This window comes from Pseudomonas sp. UTLPPB19802 (assembly GCF_059730225.1).
On record NZ_AP048545.1, the window covers coordinates 4,509,599 to 4,531,322 of the forward strand.

10 protein-coding genes are annotated in these 21,724 nt (G+C 64.5%); 8 read left to right on the top strand and 2 right to left on the bottom strand.

Annotated features, from left to right (window positions below):
- Positions 1-62: 62 nt before the first annotated feature.
- Entirely contained in the window at positions 63-8,345 is an 8,283-nt protein-coding gene (locus AC6I6U_RS19470) for a non-ribosomal peptide synthetase (RefSeq protein ID WP_497877653.1), read from the bottom strand.
- Positions 8,346-8,838: 493 nt separating this feature from the next.
- On the opposite strand from AC6I6U_RS19470, the gene AC6I6U_RS19475 reads away from it, so the two are divergent.
- From AC6I6U_RS19475 to AC6I6U_RS19510, 8 genes are all read left to right on the top strand, one after another.
- Positions 8,839-9,711 (top strand): NAD(P)-dependent oxidoreductase, encoded by an 873-nt coding sequence (locus AC6I6U_RS19475; protein WP_497877654.1) that lies wholly within the window; start codon positions 8,839-8,841, stop codon positions 9,709-9,711.
- A gap of 173 nt (positions 9,712-9,884) precedes the next feature.
- Positions 9,885-11,141: a multidrug efflux RND transporter periplasmic adaptor subunit MexE gene (gene mexE, locus AC6I6U_RS19480; RefSeq protein WP_497877655.1), complete on the top strand. Its 1,257-nt coding sequence runs from the start codon at positions 9,885-9,887 to the stop codon at positions 11,139-11,141.
- A gap of 12 nt (positions 11,142-11,153) precedes the next feature.
- Positions 11,154-14,333, top strand: coding sequence for an efflux RND transporter permease subunit (locus AC6I6U_RS19485; protein WP_497877656.1), 3,180 nt, complete (start codon positions 11,154-11,156; stop codon positions 14,331-14,333).
- Entirely contained in the window at positions 14,330-15,754 is a 1,425-nt protein-coding gene (locus tag AC6I6U_RS19490; protein ID WP_497877657.1) for an efflux transporter outer membrane subunit, read from the top strand. Before AC6I6U_RS19485 ends, AC6I6U_RS19490 begins: the two co-directional genes overlap by 4 nt.
- 236 nt (positions 15,755-15,990) lie before the next feature.
- On the top strand, positions 15,991-16,890 hold the full coding sequence (locus AC6I6U_RS19495; RefSeq protein WP_497877658.1) for a bestrophin family protein: 900 nt from the start codon (positions 15,991-15,993) through the stop codon (positions 16,888-16,890).
- Positions 16,891-16,965: 75 nt separating this feature from the next.
- Positions 16,966-18,018, top strand: coding sequence for a tetratricopeptide repeat protein (locus AC6I6U_RS19500; RefSeq protein ID WP_497877659.1), 1,053 nt, complete (start codon positions 16,966-16,968; stop codon positions 18,016-18,018).
- A 148-nt stretch (positions 18,019-18,166) separates the two neighbouring features.
- Positions 18,167-19,669 carry an ATPase domain-containing protein gene (locus AC6I6U_RS19505; RefSeq protein WP_497877660.1) on the top strand — a complete coding sequence of 501 codons (1,503 nt, stop codon included), beginning with the start codon at positions 18,167-18,169 and terminating at the stop codon, positions 19,667-19,669.
- Positions 19,666-21,339 (top strand): response regulator, encoded by a 1,674-nt coding sequence (locus tag AC6I6U_RS19510; RefSeq protein ID WP_497877661.1) that lies wholly within the window; start codon positions 19,666-19,668, stop codon positions 21,337-21,339. The genes AC6I6U_RS19505 and AC6I6U_RS19510 overlap by 4 nt, the downstream gene beginning before the upstream one ends.
- A gap of 1 nt (position 21,340) precedes the next feature.
- Here the strand turns inward: AC6I6U_RS19510 and AC6I6U_RS19515 are convergent, their stop codons facing one another.
- Positions 21,341-21,718: a response regulator gene (locus tag AC6I6U_RS19515; RefSeq protein ID WP_497877662.1), complete on the bottom strand. Its 378-nt coding sequence runs from the start codon at positions 21,716-21,718 to the stop codon at positions 21,341-21,343.
- Positions 21,719-21,724 lie beyond the last annotated feature (6 nt).

Here is a 21,724-nt window from a genome sequence, read left to right on the forward strand (position 1 = left end):
GGGGCGTGATTCGCCCCGCACGCCGCGACCCGGCCTTGTGGGCCGGGACGCTCTCAGGGGTCTCAAGGGGAAGCGCGGGTTTCCTGTGCCTGGGTAAAGAGGTAGTCGAGCAGCGCCTCGATGGTCGGGTGATCGAACATCACCCGCATCGGCAACTCGATACCCAGTAGATCTTCGATGCGGGCGACGATGCGGGTGGCCAGCAGTGAATGGCCGCCCAGTTGAAAGAAGTTGTCGGTCAGGCCGACCCGTTCGCAGCGCAGCACCTCGCACCAGATCTCGGCCAGGGCCAATTCGATGGGCGTGCTCGGCGCGACATGCCCCGGCAGCGCATAGGCGGCTTCATCGGGCCGCGGCAGCGCCTGGCGGTCGAGTTTGCCATGGGTGGTCAATGGCAGGTGGTCAAGGCATACATAGGCGGCCGGGACCATATGGTCCGGCAAGCTTGCGGCAAGCTGTGCGCGCAGTTCGCCGACACCCGGTGCGGCCCCTTCGGCCACCGTGTAGTAGGCCACCAACCGCGGCTCGCCCGGCTGCTCCTCGCGAGCGATCACCGCCGCTTCGCGGACACCGGCGCAGCGACCGAGGCCGGCTTCGATTTCGGCCAGTTCGATACGGTAGCCGCGAATCTTCACCTGGAAGTCGTTGCGCCCCAGATACTCCAGGCTACCGTCGGCGCGGTAGCGCGCCAGGTCACCGGTGCGGTACAGGCGATCACCCGACACGAAAGGACTGTCGATGAAACGCTCGGCCGTCAGTTCCGGGCGATTCAGGTAACCACGGGCAACCCCGGCACCACCGATATGGATCTCGCCTTCGACGCCGATCGGCGCCAGTTGCCCCGCCGCGTCGAGCAGATAGCAACGCAGATCGGCCAATGGTCGACCGATGGCACTGGCACCGGAACGTTCGGCATCTTCGGCACGCAACGCCAGATAGGTGGCGTGCACGGTGATTTCGGTGATGCCGTACATGTTCACCAGTTGCGTGTCGCTGTTGCGCGGGTCGGCGAACCACGGCTTGAGCGTGGTCATCTCCAGCGCCTCGCCACCGAATACCACGCAGCGCAGGCTGTGGGTCGCCTCGCTGCGGCCCTGGGCTTCGAGCAGCCCGCGGAACGCGCTGGGCGTCTGGTTGAGCACGGTCACCTGCTGTTCGCAGAGCAGCCGGTAAAAATCCGCCGGGGCACGAGTGGTCAGGGCCGGGACGATCACCAGGCGGCCGCCGTGCAGCAGCGCGCCCCAGATTTCCCAGACCGAGAAGTCGAAGGCGAAGGAGTGGAACAGGGTCCAGACATCGTCGCCATTGAACCCGAACTGTGCCGCGGTGCTGCCGAACAGCCGGGCGACCTGGCGATGCTCGACCATCACGCCCTTGGGCTGGCCGGTGGAACCCGAGGTGTAGATGACATAGGCCAGGTTGGCCGGTGTCAGGCCCAGGCGCGCCGGGTCGAGGTTGTCCGCCGGGCAATCGGCCCAGGTCTGGTCATCCAGGTCCAGGCATTGCCGGGCGTCCGCCACGAGCGCCCGCGTGGCCTGGTGCACCAGCACCAGGGCCACGCCGCTGTCGCACAGCAGATAGGCCAGGCGTTCGCCGGGATATGCCGGGTCCAGCGGTACATAGGCACCGCCAGCCTTGAGGATGGCGAGCAGGCCCACCAGCATTTCCGGCGAGCGCTCGACACACAACCCCACCCTGACCTCCGGGCCGACCCCACGCTGCTGCAGGTGATGGGCCAGGCGGTTGGCCCGGGCATTCAACTCCCCGTACGTGAGACTCGCACCTTCGAAGCTGACCGCCACGGCCGCGGGCTGGCTGGCCGCCTGGCGCTCGAATGCCTGGTGCAGGCAGTAGCTGGCGCCCACCGCTGGTGCGGGTGGGTTCCAGGCCTGCAACAACTGCTGGCGCTCGCTGGCCGGAAGAATGTCCAGGCGATCGGCACGGCCTTGCGGTGCCTCTTCGAGGGCCTGGACCAGGCTCTCCAGCGCCCGTTGCATCATGGCGCAGGTCCGTTGCGCGTCCAGTGCCGCACAGACCTGGGCGCCAATGCGGAAACCTTGGCCGCTGTCGTCCACGGCCAGCACCAGCGGATAGTTGGTGCGCTCTTCACCGCCGAGTACCTCGATGCCTTTCCAGGCCCCGGCAGTCGAATCGCCGCCTTCGGTCGCCCGTTCGCTATGGCGATAGTTGAGCAAGGTGGTGAACAACGGCGCCGGCGAGGCGATGTCGCTGCAACGCTGGGCCAGTGCCAGCGAGGCGTGTTCGTGCTCGAACAGTTGGGTCAGCCGCCCGTGGGTGCGGCGGACACAGTCGGCAACGCCCTCGGCAGCCAGGCTGATACGGATCGGCAAGGTGTTGATGAACGGCCCCAGGATGCGTTCGGCGCCCTCGCCGCCATACAGGCGGCCGAACAGCACGGTGCCGAAGATCACATCGTCACGCCCGCAGGTACGCGCCACCACCTGACCCCAGGCGACATGGAACAGGCTGGCCGGGCTCACCCCCAGCGCCTGGGCCGATTGCCGCAGACGCTGGCCGAGGCTGGCGTCGAGCATCAGCCGGGCTTCGCCGACGCCGCTGCCGTCGCCCTGGATATCGAGCAGCCCGAAAGGCGCAGATGGCTGGCTGATGCCGGCCAGCATGCCGCGGAAGAACTGCTCCTGGGCCTGCTGGTCGCCACCCTTGACTCGCTGGGCGATGAAATTGCGGTACGGCAGGGCCGGCAGCAGGCTGTCGGCCTGGCCATCGAGCACCGCCTCGACCTCGGCGTTCAACTGTTTCAGCGAGGTGTTGTCGTCGATGATGTGATGGAACAGGCGCAGGCCGAGCCAGCGATCGTTGACCTCATCGCGGGCGATCACCAGGCGCATCAGCGGTGCCCGATCCAGTGGCAGGCGGTATTGCCGTGGATCGAAGCGCTGGCGCAGTTGCGTGGCGATATCGCCCTGGGCCGGGTCCAGCCGCAGTTCCTCGACCAGCCCATCGACCTGGCGCCAGACCACTTGCACCGGCTCCGGGAGGTCGTCCCAGAAGACCGAGGTACGCAGGATGTCATGGCGCGCGATCACGGTTTCCAGCGCCTGGACATAACGTTCCAGGGTCGGCCGGTCGCTGAAGCTCATCAGGCACCAGAGCAGATAGGGATCGCCCTTGCGCGCCATGAGGTGGTGAAACAGCATGCCTTCCTGCAGCGGCGACAGCGGGTAGATATCCTGGATGTTGTCCGCACCGCCCTGCACCGTGGCGACGATGGCGTCGATCTGCCGTTGATCCAGGCTGGCCAGCGGCAGGCATTCGGGCGTGATCGGCGCGCCGCGGACAATGGCATTGGCCGGGATCGGCGCAGCCAGTTCCGCCACGTCGACACCGGCGGCAAGCTCACGCAGGATCGGCACGCTGAACATCAGCCGGGCATCCAGTTCGATGCCCTGTCGTCGCAGGCGTTCGAGCACCCGCAGGGCCGAGAGCGAGTGCCCGCCCAGGGCGAAGAAGTTGTCGTCGCGGCCGATCCGTTCGCGGCCGAGTACGTGGGCCCAGGCCTCGGCCAGGGCGGTTTCCACCGGACCTTGCGGGGCGCTGAAAGGCCGCGTGCCAAAGGCGCTGTCATCGGGCGCCGGCAGCGCCTTGCGGTCGAGCTTGCCGTTGGCGGTCAGCGGCAGTGCGTCCAGGCTGACATAGGCGGCTGGCACCATGTGCTCCGGCAATGCCGACGCCAACTGGCTGCGCAGTTCCTGCACGTTCGGCACGGCGTCTGCAGAGAACGTGTAGTAGGCCACCAGGCGTGGCTCACCGGGCTGGTCCTCGCGGGCGATGACCACGGCATCACGTACACCGGCGCAGCGCGCCAGGCAGGCTTCGATTTCGCCCAGTTCGATCCGGAAGCCGCGGATCTTCACCTGGAAGTCGTTACGCCCGAGGAACTCCAGGCTGCCGTCGGCACGGTAGCGTGCCAGGTCACCGGTGCGGTACAGCCGCTCGCCCGGCACGAAGGGATTGTCGATGAAGCGTTCGGCGGTCAGCTCGGCCCGGTTGAGGTAGCCACGGGCAACTCCCGCCCCGCCAATATGGATCTCGCCTTCGGCGCCGATGGGCAGCAGTTGCCCGGCAGCGCCCAGCAGGTAGCAGCGCAGGTCTGCGAGGGGTCGGCCGATGGGGCTGCCGGGCTGCTCGGCATCTTCGGCACGCAACGCCAGGTAGGTGGCATGCACGGTGATCTCGGTGATGCCGTACATGTTGACCAATTGCGTGTCGCTGTTGCGCGGGTCGGCAAACCACGGCTTGAGCGTGGTCATCTCCAGCGCCTCGCCACCGAACACCACCTGGCGCAGGCTGTGGGCCGCAGTGCTCTCGGCCTGGGCGCCGAGCAGGCTGCGAAAGGCGCTCGGGGTCTGGTTGAGTACCGTCACGCCCTGCTCGCAGAGCAACTGGTAGAAATCCGCCGGGGTACGGCTGGTCAGGGTCGGCACGATCACCAGGCGCCCGCCATGCAGCAGCGCGCCCCAGATTTCCCAGACCGAAAAGTCGAAGGCGAAGGAATGGAACAGGGTCCAGACATCATCGGCATTGAAACCGAATTGCCCGACGGTGCTGCTGAACAACCGCGCCACCTGCGCGTGCTCGATCATCACGCCCTTGGGCGTGCCGGTGGAGCCGGAGGTGTAGATCACGTAGGCCAGGTGATTCGGCGTCAGGCCCTGCTCCTGCGGATCGAGATTGTCGGCGGGCCGTTCGGCCCAGCGCGTGGCGTCGATTTCCAGGTCCAGCAAACGTGGTTTGCTGGCCAGGCCCTTGCAGGCGGCAGCCAGGCTGGGCCTCGCGGCGGCATGGGTCAGCACCACGGCCGGGGCGCTGTCGGCGAGCAACAGGTGCAGCCGCTCACTCGGGTATACCGGGTCGAGCGGCACGTAGGCGCCGCCGGCCTTGAGGATCGCCAGCAGGCCGACGAGCATGTCCAGCGAGCGTTCGACGCACAGTCCCACCAGCACATCGGGGCCGACGCCAAGGGTACGCAGGTAATGGGCCAGGCGGTTGGCCCGGGCATTCAGCTCACCGTAGCCGAGGGTCTGGCCCCCAAGACAGACCGCAGGCGCCCAGGGGTCGAGTGTCACCTGCTCCTCGAACAGGTGATGCAGGCAACGTAGCGGCTGCTCGCTGTGGGTGACGCGGTTCCATTCGTCCAGCAATTGGTGACGCTCTTCGGCACTGATCACCGAATCACTGTCCAGGCGGCGCTCCGGCGCCTCCAGACATTGCCCCAGCAGCTCCAGATAGTTGTCGCGCAAGCGGGTCATGGTTTCTTCCTTGAACAGGTCAGCCGAATAGTTCCAGAGCAGCGACAGCGTGTCGGGGTTGTCCGCCCGGGTGCCACGAGGAATCACCACCACCTCGATGTCGAATTTCGCCGTCTGGTTGCTGTAGGCCTCGAACAGCGAAAGATCGAAGCCCGGCCCCTGGAGCTGCGGGGTCTGAGAGTTGTGGAAGCTGAAGGCCACCTGGAACAACGGATTGCGCGACAGCGAACGAGTGGGCTGGAACTCGCGCACCAGTCGCTCGAACGGCACGCTCTCATGGTCGTAGACGTCGAGCATGCGCTCGGCGGTGCGCCCCAGCAGTTGGCGGAAGGTCGGTGCGCCAGTGAGATCGGCACGAATCACCACACTGTTGACGAACATCCCCAGGCAACGCTCGTAGGCCACCGACTTGCGGTTGGCCACGGCCGAACCGACCAGGAAGTCCTCGATGCCACAACGGCGCCCCAGCCACAGCTGGAACACCGTGAACAGCGTGGTGAAGACCGTGACCCCTTCGGCCTCGCTGAACTGGCGCAGCCTGGCCGCCAATTCGACGGGCAGTTCGAAACGCAACTGCCGGCCGCGACCGCTGCGCTGGGCTGGCCGCGGGTAGTCGGTGGGCAGGGGCAAGGTGAACGGCGCGTCCTGCAACTGCTGCCTCCAGAACTGCATCTGCCGCTCGTACCCGGCCTCGGCCGCCTCGCTTTGCTGCCAGCGGGCATAATCGCCGTATTGTGCGCCTGGCAGGGGCAACGGATCGCTGCGGTCACCGTGGTGGTACTGGTAGAGGTGCAGCAACTCCTCGAGAAACAGGTTGGCGCTCCAGCCATCGTGGACGAAATGGTGCTCGATGTGCACCAAGGCGTAGGCATCGATGCCGCGCCGGACCAGCAGCCAGCGCACCAGGGGCAGGCAGGCAACGTCGATGGCACGATGGACTTCCTGCTCGACGCGTTCGATGAAGCGCTGCTCGTCGTCCGCCGGGATATCGATGCAGGCCAATGCGGCATGGGCCTGCTCATGCACGCGTTGGTAGGGCACGCCCTCGCCGTCATCGTGGAAGGTGGTGCGGAAGATTTCGTGACGGTTGACGATCTCGTCGAGGCAGCGCTGCAGCAACTGCTCATCGAGGCGACCGTGGATGCTGATCACGCTCTGGGCGTGATAGGCACGCGCATCGGAGACCTTGTTCAGCCACCAGACGCCGCTTTGCTGGTAGGACAGCGGCGCAATCGGCGAAGCCTCGGCTTCGGCGCAATCGAATACCGGATCGTCGGCCAGTGGTTCACCCAGGCATTGGGCGACCCGATGCAGCGGGCCGTCGAGAAACAGGCTCTTGAGCGGCAAGTGACGACCGCCCTGTTCTCGCACCCGTACCGTGATCTGCAAGGCGCTCAGGGAGTCGCCGCCGAGGGCGAGAAAGTGGTCTTCGCGCCCTACCCGCTCGATCTTCAGCACATCGGCCCAGATACCCGCAAGCCATTGCTCCAGGCCGTCATGGGGGGCGACATATTCGCCGCTGACCAGTGCGGCAGCGTCCGGAACCGGCAATGCCTGCCGATCGAGCTTGCCATTGGCATTCAGCGGCCACTGCGCCAGATGCACAAAGGCCGCCGGCAGCATGTGCGCGGGCAAGGCTTGCCGAGCATGTTCACGCAGTTGCGTCGGCGTGACAGTGCTGCTCGCCAGGTAATAGGCCACCAGCCGGCGTTCTCCCGGCGTGTCTTCGCGGGCGATCACCAGGGATTGCTCGATACCCGGCACCCCGTTCAGGCAGGCCTCGACCTCGCCCGGCTCGATGCGGAAACCACGCAGCTTGAGCTGGAAGTCGCTGCGTCCGAGAAACAGCAGTTGACCGTTTGCGTCGAAACGCGCCAGGTCGCCGGTACGGTACAGGCGTTCACCGGACACGAAGGGGCTGTCGATAAAACGTTCGGCGGTCAACTGCGGGCGGTTCAGGTAACCACGGGCCACACCGACGCCGCCAATGAACAACTCACCAACTTCGCCGATGCGCACCGGCACGCCAGCCTCGTCCAGCAGGACGGCACTGGCATGGTCGATCGGTTCGCCGATCGGCACCGACGATTGCGGGTCATCGTGTTCGTCGCAACGAAAGACCGTGGCCCAAATGGTGGTTTCGGTCGGGCCGTAGGCGTTGAACAGCCGCCGTCCCTTGGCCCAGGTGGCTGTCAGTGCCGGGTTGGGTGCCTCGCCGGCCAGCACCAATGTTTCCAGCTCCGGCAGTGCGCCCGGCTCGCCAAGGCCGGCAAGGACCAGGGGCGGCAACGTCGCGTGACTGATGCGCCGCTCGCGCAGCACCTGCACCAGGTTGTCACCCAGCAGCAAGGTGCCAGGCTCGACGATCTCCAGGCAGGCGCCATGGGCCAGGGCCATGACCCATTCGAAGACCGAGGCATCGAAACTGAAGGAGGCGAATTGCAGCACCCGGCTTGCACGGCCAACGGCGAACAGCGGACCCTGGACCTCGGCCAGATTGACCAGCCCGCGATGCGCGACCATCACACCCTTGGGCATGCCGGTAGAGCCCGAGGTGTAGATCACGTAGGCCAGGTGCCGGTCGTGCAGGCCAAGGGCTTGCGCTGGCAGGTTGTCCACCGGGCAATCGGCCCAGGCGGCTTCATCGGCCAGGTCGAGAATCTCGGGCTGCTCGGCCAGGCTGGACAGCGCCGGGTCGAGGCCGCTGCGTGCCGGAGCATGGGTCAGCACCAGCCGTGGCGTGCAATCGGCAAGCATGTGCGCGAGGCGTTGTGTCGGGTATGCCGGGTCCAGCGGGACATAGGCGCCACCGGCCTTGAGTACCGCCAGCACGGCGACCAGCATCTGCGGCGAGCGTTGCAGGCACAGGGCGACCCGGATATCGGGGCCGATGCCCAAGGAACGCAGGTGGTGTGCCAGCCGATTGGCCTGGATGTTGAGTTGCTGGTAACTCAGGACCTGACCCATGAAGCCCAGCGCCGGGGCCGAGGGGTCACGCAGTACCCGGGATTCGAACAGTTGCTGGATAAGCGCGGCGTTCGGTTCTCTGACCAATTCAAGCCTCTCATTCCCTTGGAGGATTCACGATCAACGACGAAACCTGCGCAGGGATGACAGCGCTAGGGTCGACCCGATCGGCTGCGACTGCTTGGACGGTGCCGTCCATAGCAATCTTCTTACGCCGGAGGGGATTCTGTCCCACAGCGCGGGCAGATAATAACCACGAATTTTGTCGGGTGGGAATACAAAATTGCGCTCTCCCCTGTCGCGTTCTCGACAGTATCAACACCCACGCCATTTTCTCCGGCAAGCCCGTTAAGGCCAGTACGTAGGCCGCGACCAATGCCTACGGGGGTCCGTGCGACCTGTGGCTGAACGCCACCCTATACCTGCAACTGTATTGCAATGTATCGAGCGCCTTACCTGACACCTTTTGATTCCCCGCGCGCAGGATTTGACATACTCGGGACGCTTGCCGGTGTGCCTAATAGCACCTCTGGCGGCAGCCGCCGCCAATTCCATCAGTGTTCGTCAGGAGTGTGTCTTCATGAAAATCGGTTTTGTCGGCCTCGGTAGCATGGGCCAGGCCATCGCCAGCAACCTGTTGAAGTCCGGTCATGAACTGTGGGTGTGGAACCGCTCGCCGGGCCCGGTGCAGGCCCTGGTGGAACTCGGGGCACGGGCGGCGGACGAACCGCGCCAGGCGTTCGAGGCGGACGTGGTGTTCAGCATGCTGGCCCACGATCAGGCGATGCGTACGGTGCTGCTCGACTCCGGGCTGCTCGATGAACTCAACGCGCCACTGATCCATGTGAACCTGGCGACCATTGCGGTGGACTTTGCCGGGGAACTGGCCGAGCTGCACCAGGCTCGCGGCCTGACCTATGTCGCAGCGCCGGTGATGGGGCGGCCTAATGTGGCGATTGCCGGGGAACTGAATATTCTCGCGGCCGGCCCGGCGCAAGCGCTGGACTCACTGCAACCGTTGTTCGACCTGATCGGGCGCAAGACCTGGCGGCTGGGGGAAAATGTGGCCAGCGCCAATGCGATGAAGCTGGCGACCAATTTCCTGCTGGTGTCCGCAGTCGAGGCGATGGCCGAAGCGGCCAGCCTGGTCAAGGGCCATGGCATGGAGTCGGCGGCATTGGTCGACCTGGTTTCCACGACAATCTTTCCGGGGCCGGTCTACTCCGGCTATGGCGCCCTGATCGGCCGCAATGACTACAGCAACGCGGCCTTCAAGGCGGCGCTGGGGCTCAAGGACGTCAACCTGATCCTGGATGCCGCGCGCAGCGTGTCGGTGCCGATGCCGAGTGCGGAACTGATTCGCGACAACCTCCTGGATGCGCTGGAGCACGGCGAAGGCGACATGGACCTGGCGGTGCTGGCGCAGGTCATGGAGCGTCGAGCCGGAAAATAACCGGGGAATTTTCCCCTGCCACGATTGATAGGTTGCTAACTAAGGTGCATGCTAGGGGGCTGCCCGGCCCTCATATCATTCCGAATGATAGTCACCTTCGCTTCATTCGATTCGTGTGCGATCAGCGGCCACAGCATGATCCGCCCATCTCAATAGATTGGCGGACTCCCCCCATGGAACAGTCACTTAAACTTTTGCGCTTTCCCCTCGCGGCCCTGGCAGTCGTGGTGATGAGCGCCTGCGGTAAGGCACCGGTGGCAGCAGGCGGCGCGATGGCGGCGGCCAAGGTCAGCGTGGCCAAGGTCATCGAACAACCCGTCAACGAATGGGACGAGTTCACCGGGCGCCTCGAAGCCCCGGAAACCGTGGAGATCCGCCCACGGGTCTCCGGCCAGATCGACCAGGTAGCGTTCACCGAAGGTGCGCTGGTCAAGAAAGGCGACCTGTTGTTCCAGATCGACCCACGGCCCTACCAGGCTGAAGTCCATCGCCTGGAAGCCCAACTGCAGCAAGCCCGCGCCACGGCGAGCCGAACCGCCAACGAAGCCGAACGCGGCAAGCGCCTGCTGACCAGCAACGCGATTTCCACCGAGCTGGCCGACACGCGTACCAGCACCGCCCAGGAAGCCAAGGCTGCGGTCGACGCCACCCAGGCACAACTGGACCTGGCCCGCCTGAACCTGAGCTTCACCCGCGTCACCGCGCCGATCACCGGCCGCGTCAGCCGCGCCGAGATCACCGCCGGCAACATCGTCACTGCCGATGTCACGCCGCTGACCAGCGTGGTCTCCACCGACAAGGTCTACGCCTACTTCGACGCCGACGAGCGGGTCTACCTCAAGTACACCCAGCTGGCCCGCCAGGGCAAGCGTGGCCAGACCACCCCGGTGTACCTGGGCCTGTCCAACGAAGCCGGCAACCCACACCTGGGCCAGATGAACTTCGTCGACAACCAGGTCAACCCACGCACCGGCACCATTCGCGGTCGCGCCGTGTTCGACAACAGCGACGGCAGCTTCACCCCAGGCCTGTATGCACGCCTGAAACTGGTCGGCAGCGGCACCTATGACGCCGTGCTGATCAACGACGAAGCGGTCGGTACCGACCTGGGCAAGAAGTTCGTGCTGGTAATGGACGCCGACAAGAAGACTGTCTATCGCACCGTCGAGCTGGGGCCGAAGATCGAAGGCCTGCGCATCGTGCGCAACGGCCTGAACAAGGACGACACCGTCATCGTCAAGGGCCTGCAACGCGTACGCCCCGGCTCGCCGGTGGATCCTGAAGTGATCCCGATGGCCAGCAAGGAAACCCTCGCCGCCCTGGCGCAACAACGACAAGCCCTGGAAGCCAGCAACCTGTCCCAGGTCGCCCCGGCCAAGGCCGCCCCGACCCAGGCAAACAAGCTGGCCGCAGCGACTCCACGCGGTTAAGGGATACACACGATGAATTTTTCCCAGTTCTTCATATCAAGACCGATCTTCGCGGCCGTATTGTCGCTGTTGATCCTGATCGCCGGTGCGATCTCGCTGTTCCAGTTGCCGATCAGTGAATACCCGGAAGTGGTGCCTCCGACCGTGGTCGTACGCGCCAACTTCCCCGGCGCCAACCCCAAGGTGATCGGCGAAACCGTAGCCGCCCCGCTGGAGCAGGCGATCACCGGCGTCGAGAACATGCTGTACATGTCCTCGCAGTCCACCGCCGACGGCAAGCTGACCCTGACCATCACCTTCGCCCTGGGCACCGACCTGGATAACGCGCAGGTACAGGTGCAGAACCGCGTGACCCGGACCGAGCCGAAGCTGCCGGCCGAAGTGACCCGGATCGGTATCACCGTCGACAAGGCCTCGCCCGACCTGACCATGGTCGTGCACCTGACCTCGCCGGACCAGCGCTACGACATGCTCTACCTGTCCAACTACGCCCTGCTCAACATCAAGGATGAGCTGGCGCGCCTGGGCGGTGTCGGTGACGTGCAACTGTTCGGCATGGGCGACTACTCCCTGCGGGTATGGCTCGACCCGAACAAGACCGCTTCGCGCAACCTGACCGCCACCGATGTGGTCAACGCCATCCGCGAGCAGAACCGCCAGGTTGCCGCCGGCCAGTTGGGCGCCCCGCCCGCGCCGAACGCCACCAGCTTCCAGATGTCGATCAACGCCCAGGGCCGTCTGGTCACCGAGGAAGAATTCGAGAACATCGTGATCCGTGCCGGCGACGACGGCGAGATCACCCGCCTGAAGGACATCGCTCGGGTTGAGCTTGGCTCCAGCCAGTACGCCCTGCGCTCGCTGCTGAACAACCAGCCGGCAGTGGCGATCCCGATCTTCCAGCGTCCAGGCTCCAACGCCATCGAGATTTCCAATGAAGTCCGGGCCAAGATGGATGAATTGAAGAAGGATTTCCCCCAGGGCATGGACTACAGCATTGTCTATGACCCGACCATCTTCGTCCGTGGCTCCATCGAGGCGGTGATCCACACGCTGTTCGAAGCCCTGGTGCTGGTGGTCCTGGTAGTGATCCTGTTCCTGCAGACCTGGCGTGCATCGATCATCCCGCTGGTTGCCGTACCGGTGTCGCTGATCGGTACCTTCGCGGTCATGCATGTGTTCGGTTTCTCGTTCAACGCCCTGTCGCTGTTCGGCCTGGTACTGGCGATCGGTATCGTGGTGGACGACGCCATCGTGGTGGTTGAGAACGTCGAACGTAACATCGGCCTGGGCCTCAACCCGGTGGAAGCCACCAAGCGCGCCATGCGCGAAGTGACCGGACCGATCATCGCCACGGCGCTGGTACTGTGTGCGGTGTTCGTCCCGGCGGCGTTCATTTCCGGTCTGACCGGCCAGTTCTATAAGCAGTTCGCGCTGACCATCGCCATCTCGACCGTGATCTCGGCGTTCAACTCGCTGACCCTGTCGCCGGCGCTGGCCGCGGTGCTGCTCAAGGACCACCACGCGCCCAAGGACCGTTTCTCCAAGGTGCTCGACGCGCTGCTTGGTGGCTGGCTGTTCCGTCCGTTCAACCGCTTCTTCGACCGTGCCAGCCATGGTTATGTTGGCGCGGTAGCCCGTGTCATCCGTGTCAGCGGCGTGGCCCTGGTGCTGTATGCCGGCCTGATCGTGCTGACCTGGCTCGGTTTCTCGACCACTCCGACCGGTTTCGTGCCCGGCCAGGACAAGCAGTACCTGGTGGCCTTCGCCCAACTGCCGGACGCGGCGAGCCTGGACCGTACCGAGGACGTGATCAAGCGCATGTCCGACCTGGCCCTGAAACAACCCGGCGTGGAAAGCGCGGTGGCCTTCCCTGGGCTGTCGATCAACGGTTTCACCAACAGCCCGAACGCCGGCATCGTGTTCGTCACCCTCAAGCCGTTCGACGAGCGCAAGGACCCGAGTGAATCGGCCGGCGCCATCGCCGGTGCCCTGAACGGCAAGTTCGCCGGGATCCAGGAAGCCTACATGGCGATCTTCCCGCCGCCGCCAGTACAAGGCCTGGGCACCATCGGTGGTTTCCGCCTGCAGATCGAAGACCGGGGCAACCTGGGCTACGACGAGCTGTACAAGGAAACCATGAACATCATCAACAAAAGCCGCAGCGTGCCGGAACTGGCGAACCTGTTCACCAGCTACACGGTCAACGTGCCGCAGGTCGATGCCGCCATCGACCGCGAAAAGGCCAAGACCCACGGCGTGGCCGTCAGCGACATCTTCGACACCCTGCAGATCTACCTGGGTTCGCTGTATGCCAACGACTTCAACCGCTTCGGTCGTACCTACCAGGTCAACGTGCAGGCCGAACAGCAGTTCCGCCTCGAATCCGACCAGATCGGCCAACTGAAGGTCCGCAACAACAAGGGCGAGATGATCCCGCTGGCGACCTTCATCAAGGTCAGCGATACCTCGGGTCCGGACCGCGTGATGCACTACAACGGCTTCATCACCGCCGAAATCAACGGTGCCGCGGCACCCGGCTACAGCTCCGGCCAGGCCGAAGCGGCGATCGAAAAGCTGCTCAAGGACGAACTGCCCAACGGCATGACCTACGAGTGGACCGACCTGACTTACCAGCAGATCCTCTCGGGCAACACCGCACTGCTGGTCTTCCCGCTCTGCGTACTGCTGGCGTTCCTGGTCCTGGCGGCCCTGTATGAAAGCTGGAGCCTGCCGCTGGCGGTGATCCTGATCGTACCGATGACCCTGCTGTCGGCGATTGCCGGGGTGATCATGTCCGGTGGCGACAACAACATCTTCACCCAGATCGGCCTGATCGTGTTGGTGGGCCTGGCGTGCAAGAACGCGATCCTGATCGTCGAGTTCGCCAAGGACAAACAGGAAGAAGGCCTCGACCCGCTGAGCGCGGTACTGGAAGCCTGCCGCCTGCGTCTGCGGCCGATCCTGATGACTTCGGTGGCGTTCATCATGGGCGTGGTACCCCTGGTGTTCTCCAGCGGTGCCGGTGCCGAGATGCGTCATGCCATGGGTGTGGCGGTGTTCTCCGGGATGCTCGGCGTGACCTTCTTCGGTCTGCTGCTGACCCCTGTGTTCTATGTATTGATCCGCCGCTTCGTCGAACGTGGCGAAGCGCGCAAGGCCGCACGGGCCCTCAAGCTGGAGGCGCAACAATGAGCAGTATGAAGGCCTTCGTACCGAGCCTGCTGGTACTGGCGCTGAGCGCCTGTGCCGTCGGCCCGGACTACAAGACTCCCGACACCCCGGCGGCGAAGATCACCGCCGCCAGCGATGACAGCGCCGACCGCAAGAACTTCGATCGCGCGCGCTTCGAGGGTGTCTGGTGGCAACAGTTCGACGACCCGACCCTCAACCAGTTGGTGACCCAATCGTTGAACGGCAACCGTGACCTGCGTGTCGCCTTCGCTCGCCTGAAGGCGGCGCGGGCGATCCGCGACGACGTCAGCGACGACGCGATGCCGACCATCACCAGCCGTGCCAGCGCCAACCTCGGCAAGGGCCAGGTGCCTGGCCAGACCGAAAGCCGGGTCAACAGCGAACGCTATGACCTGGGGCTGGACATGGCCTGGGAAGTCGACCTGTTCGGCCGCATCCAGCGCAACCTGGAAGCTGCCGACGCCGACGAACAGGCGGCCGCCGCCGACCTGTACCAGTTGCAGGTGACCATGATCGCCGAACTGGTGGATGCCTACGGGCAACTGCGCGGCGCGCAACTGCGGGAAAAGATCGCCCTGGCCAACCTGAAGAACCAGCAGGAATCCAAGGGCATCACCGAAAGCCTGCGTGATGCCGGCGTCGGCGACCAGCTTGACGTGGTCCGTGCCGATGCCCGCCTGGCCGCGGTCGAGGCCAGCGTACCGCAATTGCAGGCCGAACAGGCCCGCGAGAAGAACCGCATCGCCACCCTGCTCGGCGAGCGCCCGGACAGCCTGACGGTGGACCTGGGTCCGAAAGACCTGCCGGCGATTTCCAAGGCCCTGGCCATTGGCAATCCGGGTGACCTGCTGCAGCGTCGTCCGGACATCCTCAGTGCCGAACGCAAACTGGCAGCTGCCACGGCGCGGATTGGCGTAGCCAAGGCCGACCTGTTCCCACGGGTCAGCCTCAGCGGTTTCCTCGGTTTCACCGCTGGGCGTGGTTCGCAGATCGGTTCGTCGGCCGCCAATGCCTGGGCCCTGGGCCCAAGCATCACCTGGCCGGCGTTCAACCTGGGCAGCGTGCGGGCCCGCCTGCGCGGTGCCAATGCCGAGGCCGAAGGCGCGTTGGCGACCTATGAACAGCAGGTGCTGTTGGCGCTGGAGGAATCGCAGAACGCCTTCACCGACTACGGCAAGCGCCAGCAACGGCTGATCTCGCTGATTCGCCAGAGCGAATCGAGCCGTGCCGCCGCTGACCTGGCTGCGATCCGCTATCGCGAAGGCAGCGTCGACTTCCTCGTGCTGCTCGACGCCCAACGCGAACGCCTGGCCGCAGAAGACAGCCAGGCCCAGGCCGAGGTCGACCTGTATCGCGGCATCGTCGCGATCTACAAGGCACTGGGCGGCGGCTTCGCACCGCAGGCGGTCGCCAGCAACTGATTCAACTCTCCCGGATTGGATGCCCCTCCGATCCCTTTATGCCCCGCTGCCGTTCGGTTGCGGGGCTTTTTTTCGGGTGGAAGATTTGGGACCCTCGCCCTCGCGACCATACTGATAACATACACCCAGTCAATAGACGCGATCGATCACGCCGTCAGACAAAGCAATTGGACAAGCCCAGCACGGACTTCTAGTCTGGCCCTGCGTAAACCCCGCGCTGCAAGCAGTCCCTGCCGATGATCGTCCGCCCCAAGCCGAACCTGATTGCCATCCTGTTTTCCCTCAAGGGCTCCATCGCCCGCCGCATTGCCCTGCGCTGCCTGGTGGTGACGCTGCTTGCCGCAGTCATCGTGCTGGTGGAAACCGCCCACCCGGAGTTCTTCTCCAAGGTCAACGCCACGCCGTTCACCCTGCTCGGCCTGTCGCTGTCGATCTTCATGAGCTTTCGCAACAACGCCTGCTATGACCGCTGGTGGGAAGGCCGCAAGCAACTGGGGCAGATGATCATCGACATCCGCTCGCTGATCCGCGAAAGCCAGGTGCTCGGCGACGAACCGCAGCGTACCGCCCTACTGCGCGAACTCTGCGGCTTTGCCCACGGCCTGGTTGCACGCCTGCGCCTGGAAGACGAGCGCCAGGCAATCCTGCCCTGGCAGCAGGCTGCCCCAAAGCCCGGTCACCCAAATGCCACGGACCAACTGCTGCAGCGAATCGGCAGCCGTTGCCAGGACATGGCCAGTCAGGGGCTGATCAGCGAGTGGCGCTACACGGTGTTCTCGAGCCTCCTGGTCAGCCTCAGCCAGGTCCAGGCCAGTTGCGAACGGATCAAGCAGACACCGCTGCCCTTCCCCTACAACCTGCTGCTGCACCGGACCATCTACCTGTTCTGCATCCTGCTGCCGTTTGCCATGGCCGAGCCGCTGGGTTGGCTGACGCCGATCTTCACGGCGATCGTCAGCTACACCTTCCTCGGCCTGGACGAGATCGGCGACGACCTCGAAGACCCGTTCGGCTTCGATGAGAACGACCTGCCCTGCAATGCGATCCTGCGGACCGTGGAACGTGAAGTCCTCGCCAGCCTGGGCCACACCGATCTGCCACCGCCACTGACGCCAGTGGAATACGTGCTCGATTGACTGACCGTTTGACTCTGAAGCCGTGCTGACCGAAGCTGGCGATCTTATGAAAGCTCGCCAGCTCATGGACCCTGCATGACGAAGCCCCGCCGCTACCTGCTTATCAGCTTCCTGTTGCTGATCGCACTCGCCATTGTCTGGCACCTGCTGCCCGGCAAGCTGGCCAGCCCCCAGGCTCCCCACATCAACTATGGCCAGGCGCTGAAGCAGGCTCATAACGGTCTGCCGGGCGCTGCGCGAGTGCTCTACCAGCAACTGGCGCGTACCGACCTGTCGGACATACGCCGCGCCGCACTGCACGTCGAACTGCCCAACTACCCCAGCCCACGGGCGCTGAAACTGGCCGACGCGGATCTGCAGAACCCATCGGCGCTGGTCCGCGAAGCAGCCATCCAGAGCATTATCGGACTGGTGCCGGGGGCCCAGCGCAGCCTCCTGCTCGGGCCAGCGCTGGAAGACAGCGAACAGGAAGTGCGCTTTGCCGCCGCCAACGCCATGCTTGGCCTCTCGCCGGACGACCAGGGCCTTTACTTCGCCTCGTTGCAACAGGTGATCGACGAATACGAACGCAGCCTCAAGGCCCAACCGGAAAGCGCCGAGGCGCAGTTCCAACTGGCCCGGCTCTACCTGCACGAAGGACAGCTGAACGAGGCCCAGCAGTCTCTCGAACGGGTCTCGCAACTGGAGCCGAACAATCTCAAGGCGGTGGTCGCGCAAGTCGAACTGCTGGACAAGCGCAACCAGCCCGACCAGGCCCGGCAATTGTTGGCCAGGCAATTGGAAGTTCAACCGCAGTCGGCCTATCTTCAACATGCGCTGGGCGTCTGGCTGCTGCACCACGGCCAGAGCGAATATGCCTTGCTGAGCCTGGCCAAGGCAGTGGAGTTGGAGCCGGACAACACCGAATACCGCTACAAGCTCGCCACCACCCTCCACGACCTCGACCAGCTCGAAGCGGCCCAGCGCCAACTGGAGGAACTGGTCCAGCGCCATCCGGCGAACCGCAAGGCCCGGGTATTGCTGATCGGCTACTGGAAGGAAAGCGGCCAGTTGCAGAACGTGCAGATACTGCTGGCGCAGTTGGAGCAGCAGAACCCGGATGATCCGGCGTTGCAGCAAGGGTTGTAGTGCCAAGGAGGACTTTTCGCGGCGATGCGGTGTGCTGGCAAGCCCTGCGCCGGCGGGACGGCGGAGCCCATCCGGCGCTTGAAACAGGGAACCGCGGCCGGTGCGAGAGGTCCAGTACAAGAATCCCCAGTCACAAGAGCTTCTGGAATTGACGACACCATCTGCCTCTCTCTCCTCCAAGGCGGCCACCGGCATCGAGGGCCTGGACGATATTCTTTCCGGCGGGCTGTCCCGTGGCCACGTATTCCTGCTCGAGGGCGAACCGGGCACCGGCAAGACCACCGTCGCCCTGCAGTTTTTCCAGGCCGGCGCCGCAGCCGGTGAGCGCTGCCTGTACATCACGCTCTCGGAGACCGAGAAAGAGCTGCGCCAAGGCGCCAGTTCCCATGGCTGGGTGCTGGATCAAAATATCGACATCTTCGAACTGACACCTCCGGAGAATCTGCTGGATATCGAACACCAGCAGAGCCTGCTGTACTCCTCCGACCTGGAACTGGGCGAAGCCACCCGGCAGATCTTCGACGCGGTGGAGCGGGTCAAGCCGACCCGCGTAGTGCTCGACAGCCTCTCCGAGATTCGCCTGCTGGCCCAGAGTTCGCTGCGCTACCGCCGGCAGATCCTGGCGATCAAGCATTACTTCGTGCGGTACGACGCCACCGTGCTGCTGCTCGACGATCTGACCAACGAATCCCTCGACAAGACCGTGCACAGTGTCGCCCACGGAGTGATCCGGCTCGAGGAGCTGGCGCCCAACTATGGCGCTGAACGACGCCGGGTGCGGGTGGTGAAGTATCGTGGCCAGAAATACCGTGGCGGTTACCATGATTTCACCATCAGCAACGATGGCGTGCACGTTTTCCCCCGGCTGGTGGCAGCCGAACACCGTGGCGAGTATTTGCGCCAGCAGTTGAGCAGCGGTATCAACGAGATGGACGCACTGCTCGGCGGTGGCATCGAGACCGGCTCGAGTACCCTGATCCTCGGCCCGGCCGGCACCGGCAAGACGCTGATCGCGATGATCTTCGCCGCAGCGGCGGTGGCCCGTGGCGAAAAGGCCGCACTGTTCATTTTCGACGAAGAACTGGGGCTGCTGCACGAACGCATGAAGAACCTCGGCATTGACCTGACCGCCCTGCAAGCCACCGGCAACCTGTGGATCGACCAGGTCGACGCTGCCGAACTCTCGCCCGGCGAGTTTTCCCATCGAGTCCGGCGCTGCGTGGATGAAGGCAAGATCAAGACCGTGGTGATCGACAGCATCAACGGCTACCAGGCCGCCATGCCGGAAGAGAACGCGCTGATCCTGCACATGCACGAGTTGCTGCTGTACCTCAACCGCCGTGGCGTCGCGACCTTCATGACCGTCGCCCAGCACGGTCTGGTCGGCGACATGCAGGCGCCCGTGGAGATCACCTACCTGGCCGACACGGTTGTCCTGCTGCGTTACTTCGAGGCCCTGGGCAAGGTCCGCCGGGCCATCTCGATCATCAAGAAACGCACCGGTTCCCACGAGTCGACCATCCGCGAATACCGCATCGGCGCCACCGGCATGACCATCGGCGAGCCGCTGGAAGCCTTCCAGGGCGTGCTACGTGGCGTACCGACCTACCTGGGCGAGGGACTGCCGTTGCTCCAGGATGGGGGCTTGTGAATCGGTTGGACCAGGTTTCCGAACGGGCGATCATCCTGGCGCCCTGGGGCCGTGACAGCCAGATTGCGCGGATGATCCTCGAAGAAGCCGGGTTCAAGGGGGTGGTTACCGCGAACCTGGCGTCGTTATGCAGCGAATTGCAGGACGGTGCCGGGTTGGTCATCGTCAGCGCCGAAGCGCTGCAAGCCATCGACCTCGATCCGCTGCTGCAGCACTTGCGCGAACAGCCGGCCTGGTCGGACCTGCCCATCGTCCTGCTGACCCATCATGGCCGTCCGGATCGCCCCTCCTCGTCCCATATCGGCAACCAGTTGGGCAACGTCAGCTTCCTCGAACGGCCGTTCCATCCGGTCACCCTGATCAGCCTGGCGACCTCGGCCATCCGCGGGCGAAGGCGGCAATACGAGGCCCGCGACCGCCTGGTCGACCTCAGCCAGAGTGAGCTGCGGCTCAAGGAAACCCTGGAGAGCCTGGAACAACAGGTGGAAGAACGCACCGCCCAGTTGCGCCATAATGAGGAGGCGCTGCGTCAATCGCAGAAGATGGAAGCGGTTGGACAGTTGACCGGAGGCATCGCCCACGACTTCAACAACATGCTCACCGGGATCATCGGCAGCCTTGAACTGATCAAGCGCCGGCTCGCCCGGGGGCGCCTGGAAGACCTCGAAAATCTCATCGACCTTGGCGTGACCTCGGCCAACCGCGCGGCCGGCCTGACCCACCGGCTGCTGGCATTTTCCCGCCGGCAGTCGCTGGACTCCAAGCCGGTGGATATGAACGAACTGGTCAAGTCCATGGGCGAACTGCTGCATCGCAGCCTGAATGAAAGCATCGAGTTGCGGATGGATCTGGCTTCGACACTGTGGACCGCCGAAGCCGACCCCAATCAACTGGAAAGTGCCCTGCTCAACCTGGTCATCAATGCCCGTGATGCCATGCCCAACGGTGGCCAGTTACTGGTGAGCACCTCGAATCAGGTACTGGACCTGGCCTTCACCGAATCCCAGGGGCACCTGGAGCCGGGCGACTATGTGCTGCTGCAGGTCCGCGACAATGGTTGCGGCATGCCGGAAAGCATCATCAGCCGGGTCTTCGACCCGTTCTTCACCACCAAGCCGATCGGCCAGGGCACAGGCCTCGGGCTTTCGATGATCTATGGCTTCAGCAAGCAATCCCACGGCCACGTGTCCATCGACAGCACGCTCGGCCAAGGTACCTCGGTCAATCTGTACCTGCCGCGCTACAGCGGCGAACCCATGACCCAGGACGACACCCTGCAGTTGCTGCCGGCCTCCCATGCAGCCGAAGGCGAAACGGTTCTGATCGTCGAGGACGATCCAGCTGTACGGGCACTGGTGCGCGATGTCTTGAGTGAGCTGGGCTACCAGTTCGTCGAGGCCGGGGATGCCAATGCCGCGGTGCCGGTGCTCGAGTCCGACCAGCGGATCGACCTGCTGATCAGCGATGTCGGCCTGCCTGGCATGAATGGTCGACAACTGGCGGAAATCGGCCGCCAGCTACGGCCCGGTCTCAAGGTTTTGTTCATTACCGGTTATGCCGAACATGCGGCAGTGCGTGGCGGCTTCCTCGACCCGGGCATGCAGATGATCACCAAGCCCTTCAACCTCGACCTGCTGACGGCCAGGGTCCGGGAAATGATCAACGCCTGAGTCAGGCCAGCAGGCGCTGGATCTGCTCCTGCAAGGTGTCGAGGTCGAAAGGCTTGGCGAGGATCGGTGCCTTGCGGGTGATCGGGCTGTCCGTCTCGAGAATCTCCGCCGGATAGCCACTGATGAAAATCACCTTAAGGTCCGGGCGCAGCTTGATCGCCGGCTCGGCAATGTCGACCCCGGATATCCCGCCAGGCAGCCGGAAGTCGGTGACCATCAGGTCCAGGTTCGGTTTGGTCGCCAGGATCTGGAAGGCCTGCTCACCATTTTCGGCCTGCAGTACCCGATAGCCCTCGCCGGCCAGGTAGGCCGACAACACCATCAGGATCGATGGGTCGTCTTCGACGATCAGCACGACGTCTTGTGCATCTTCACTCATGGAAAA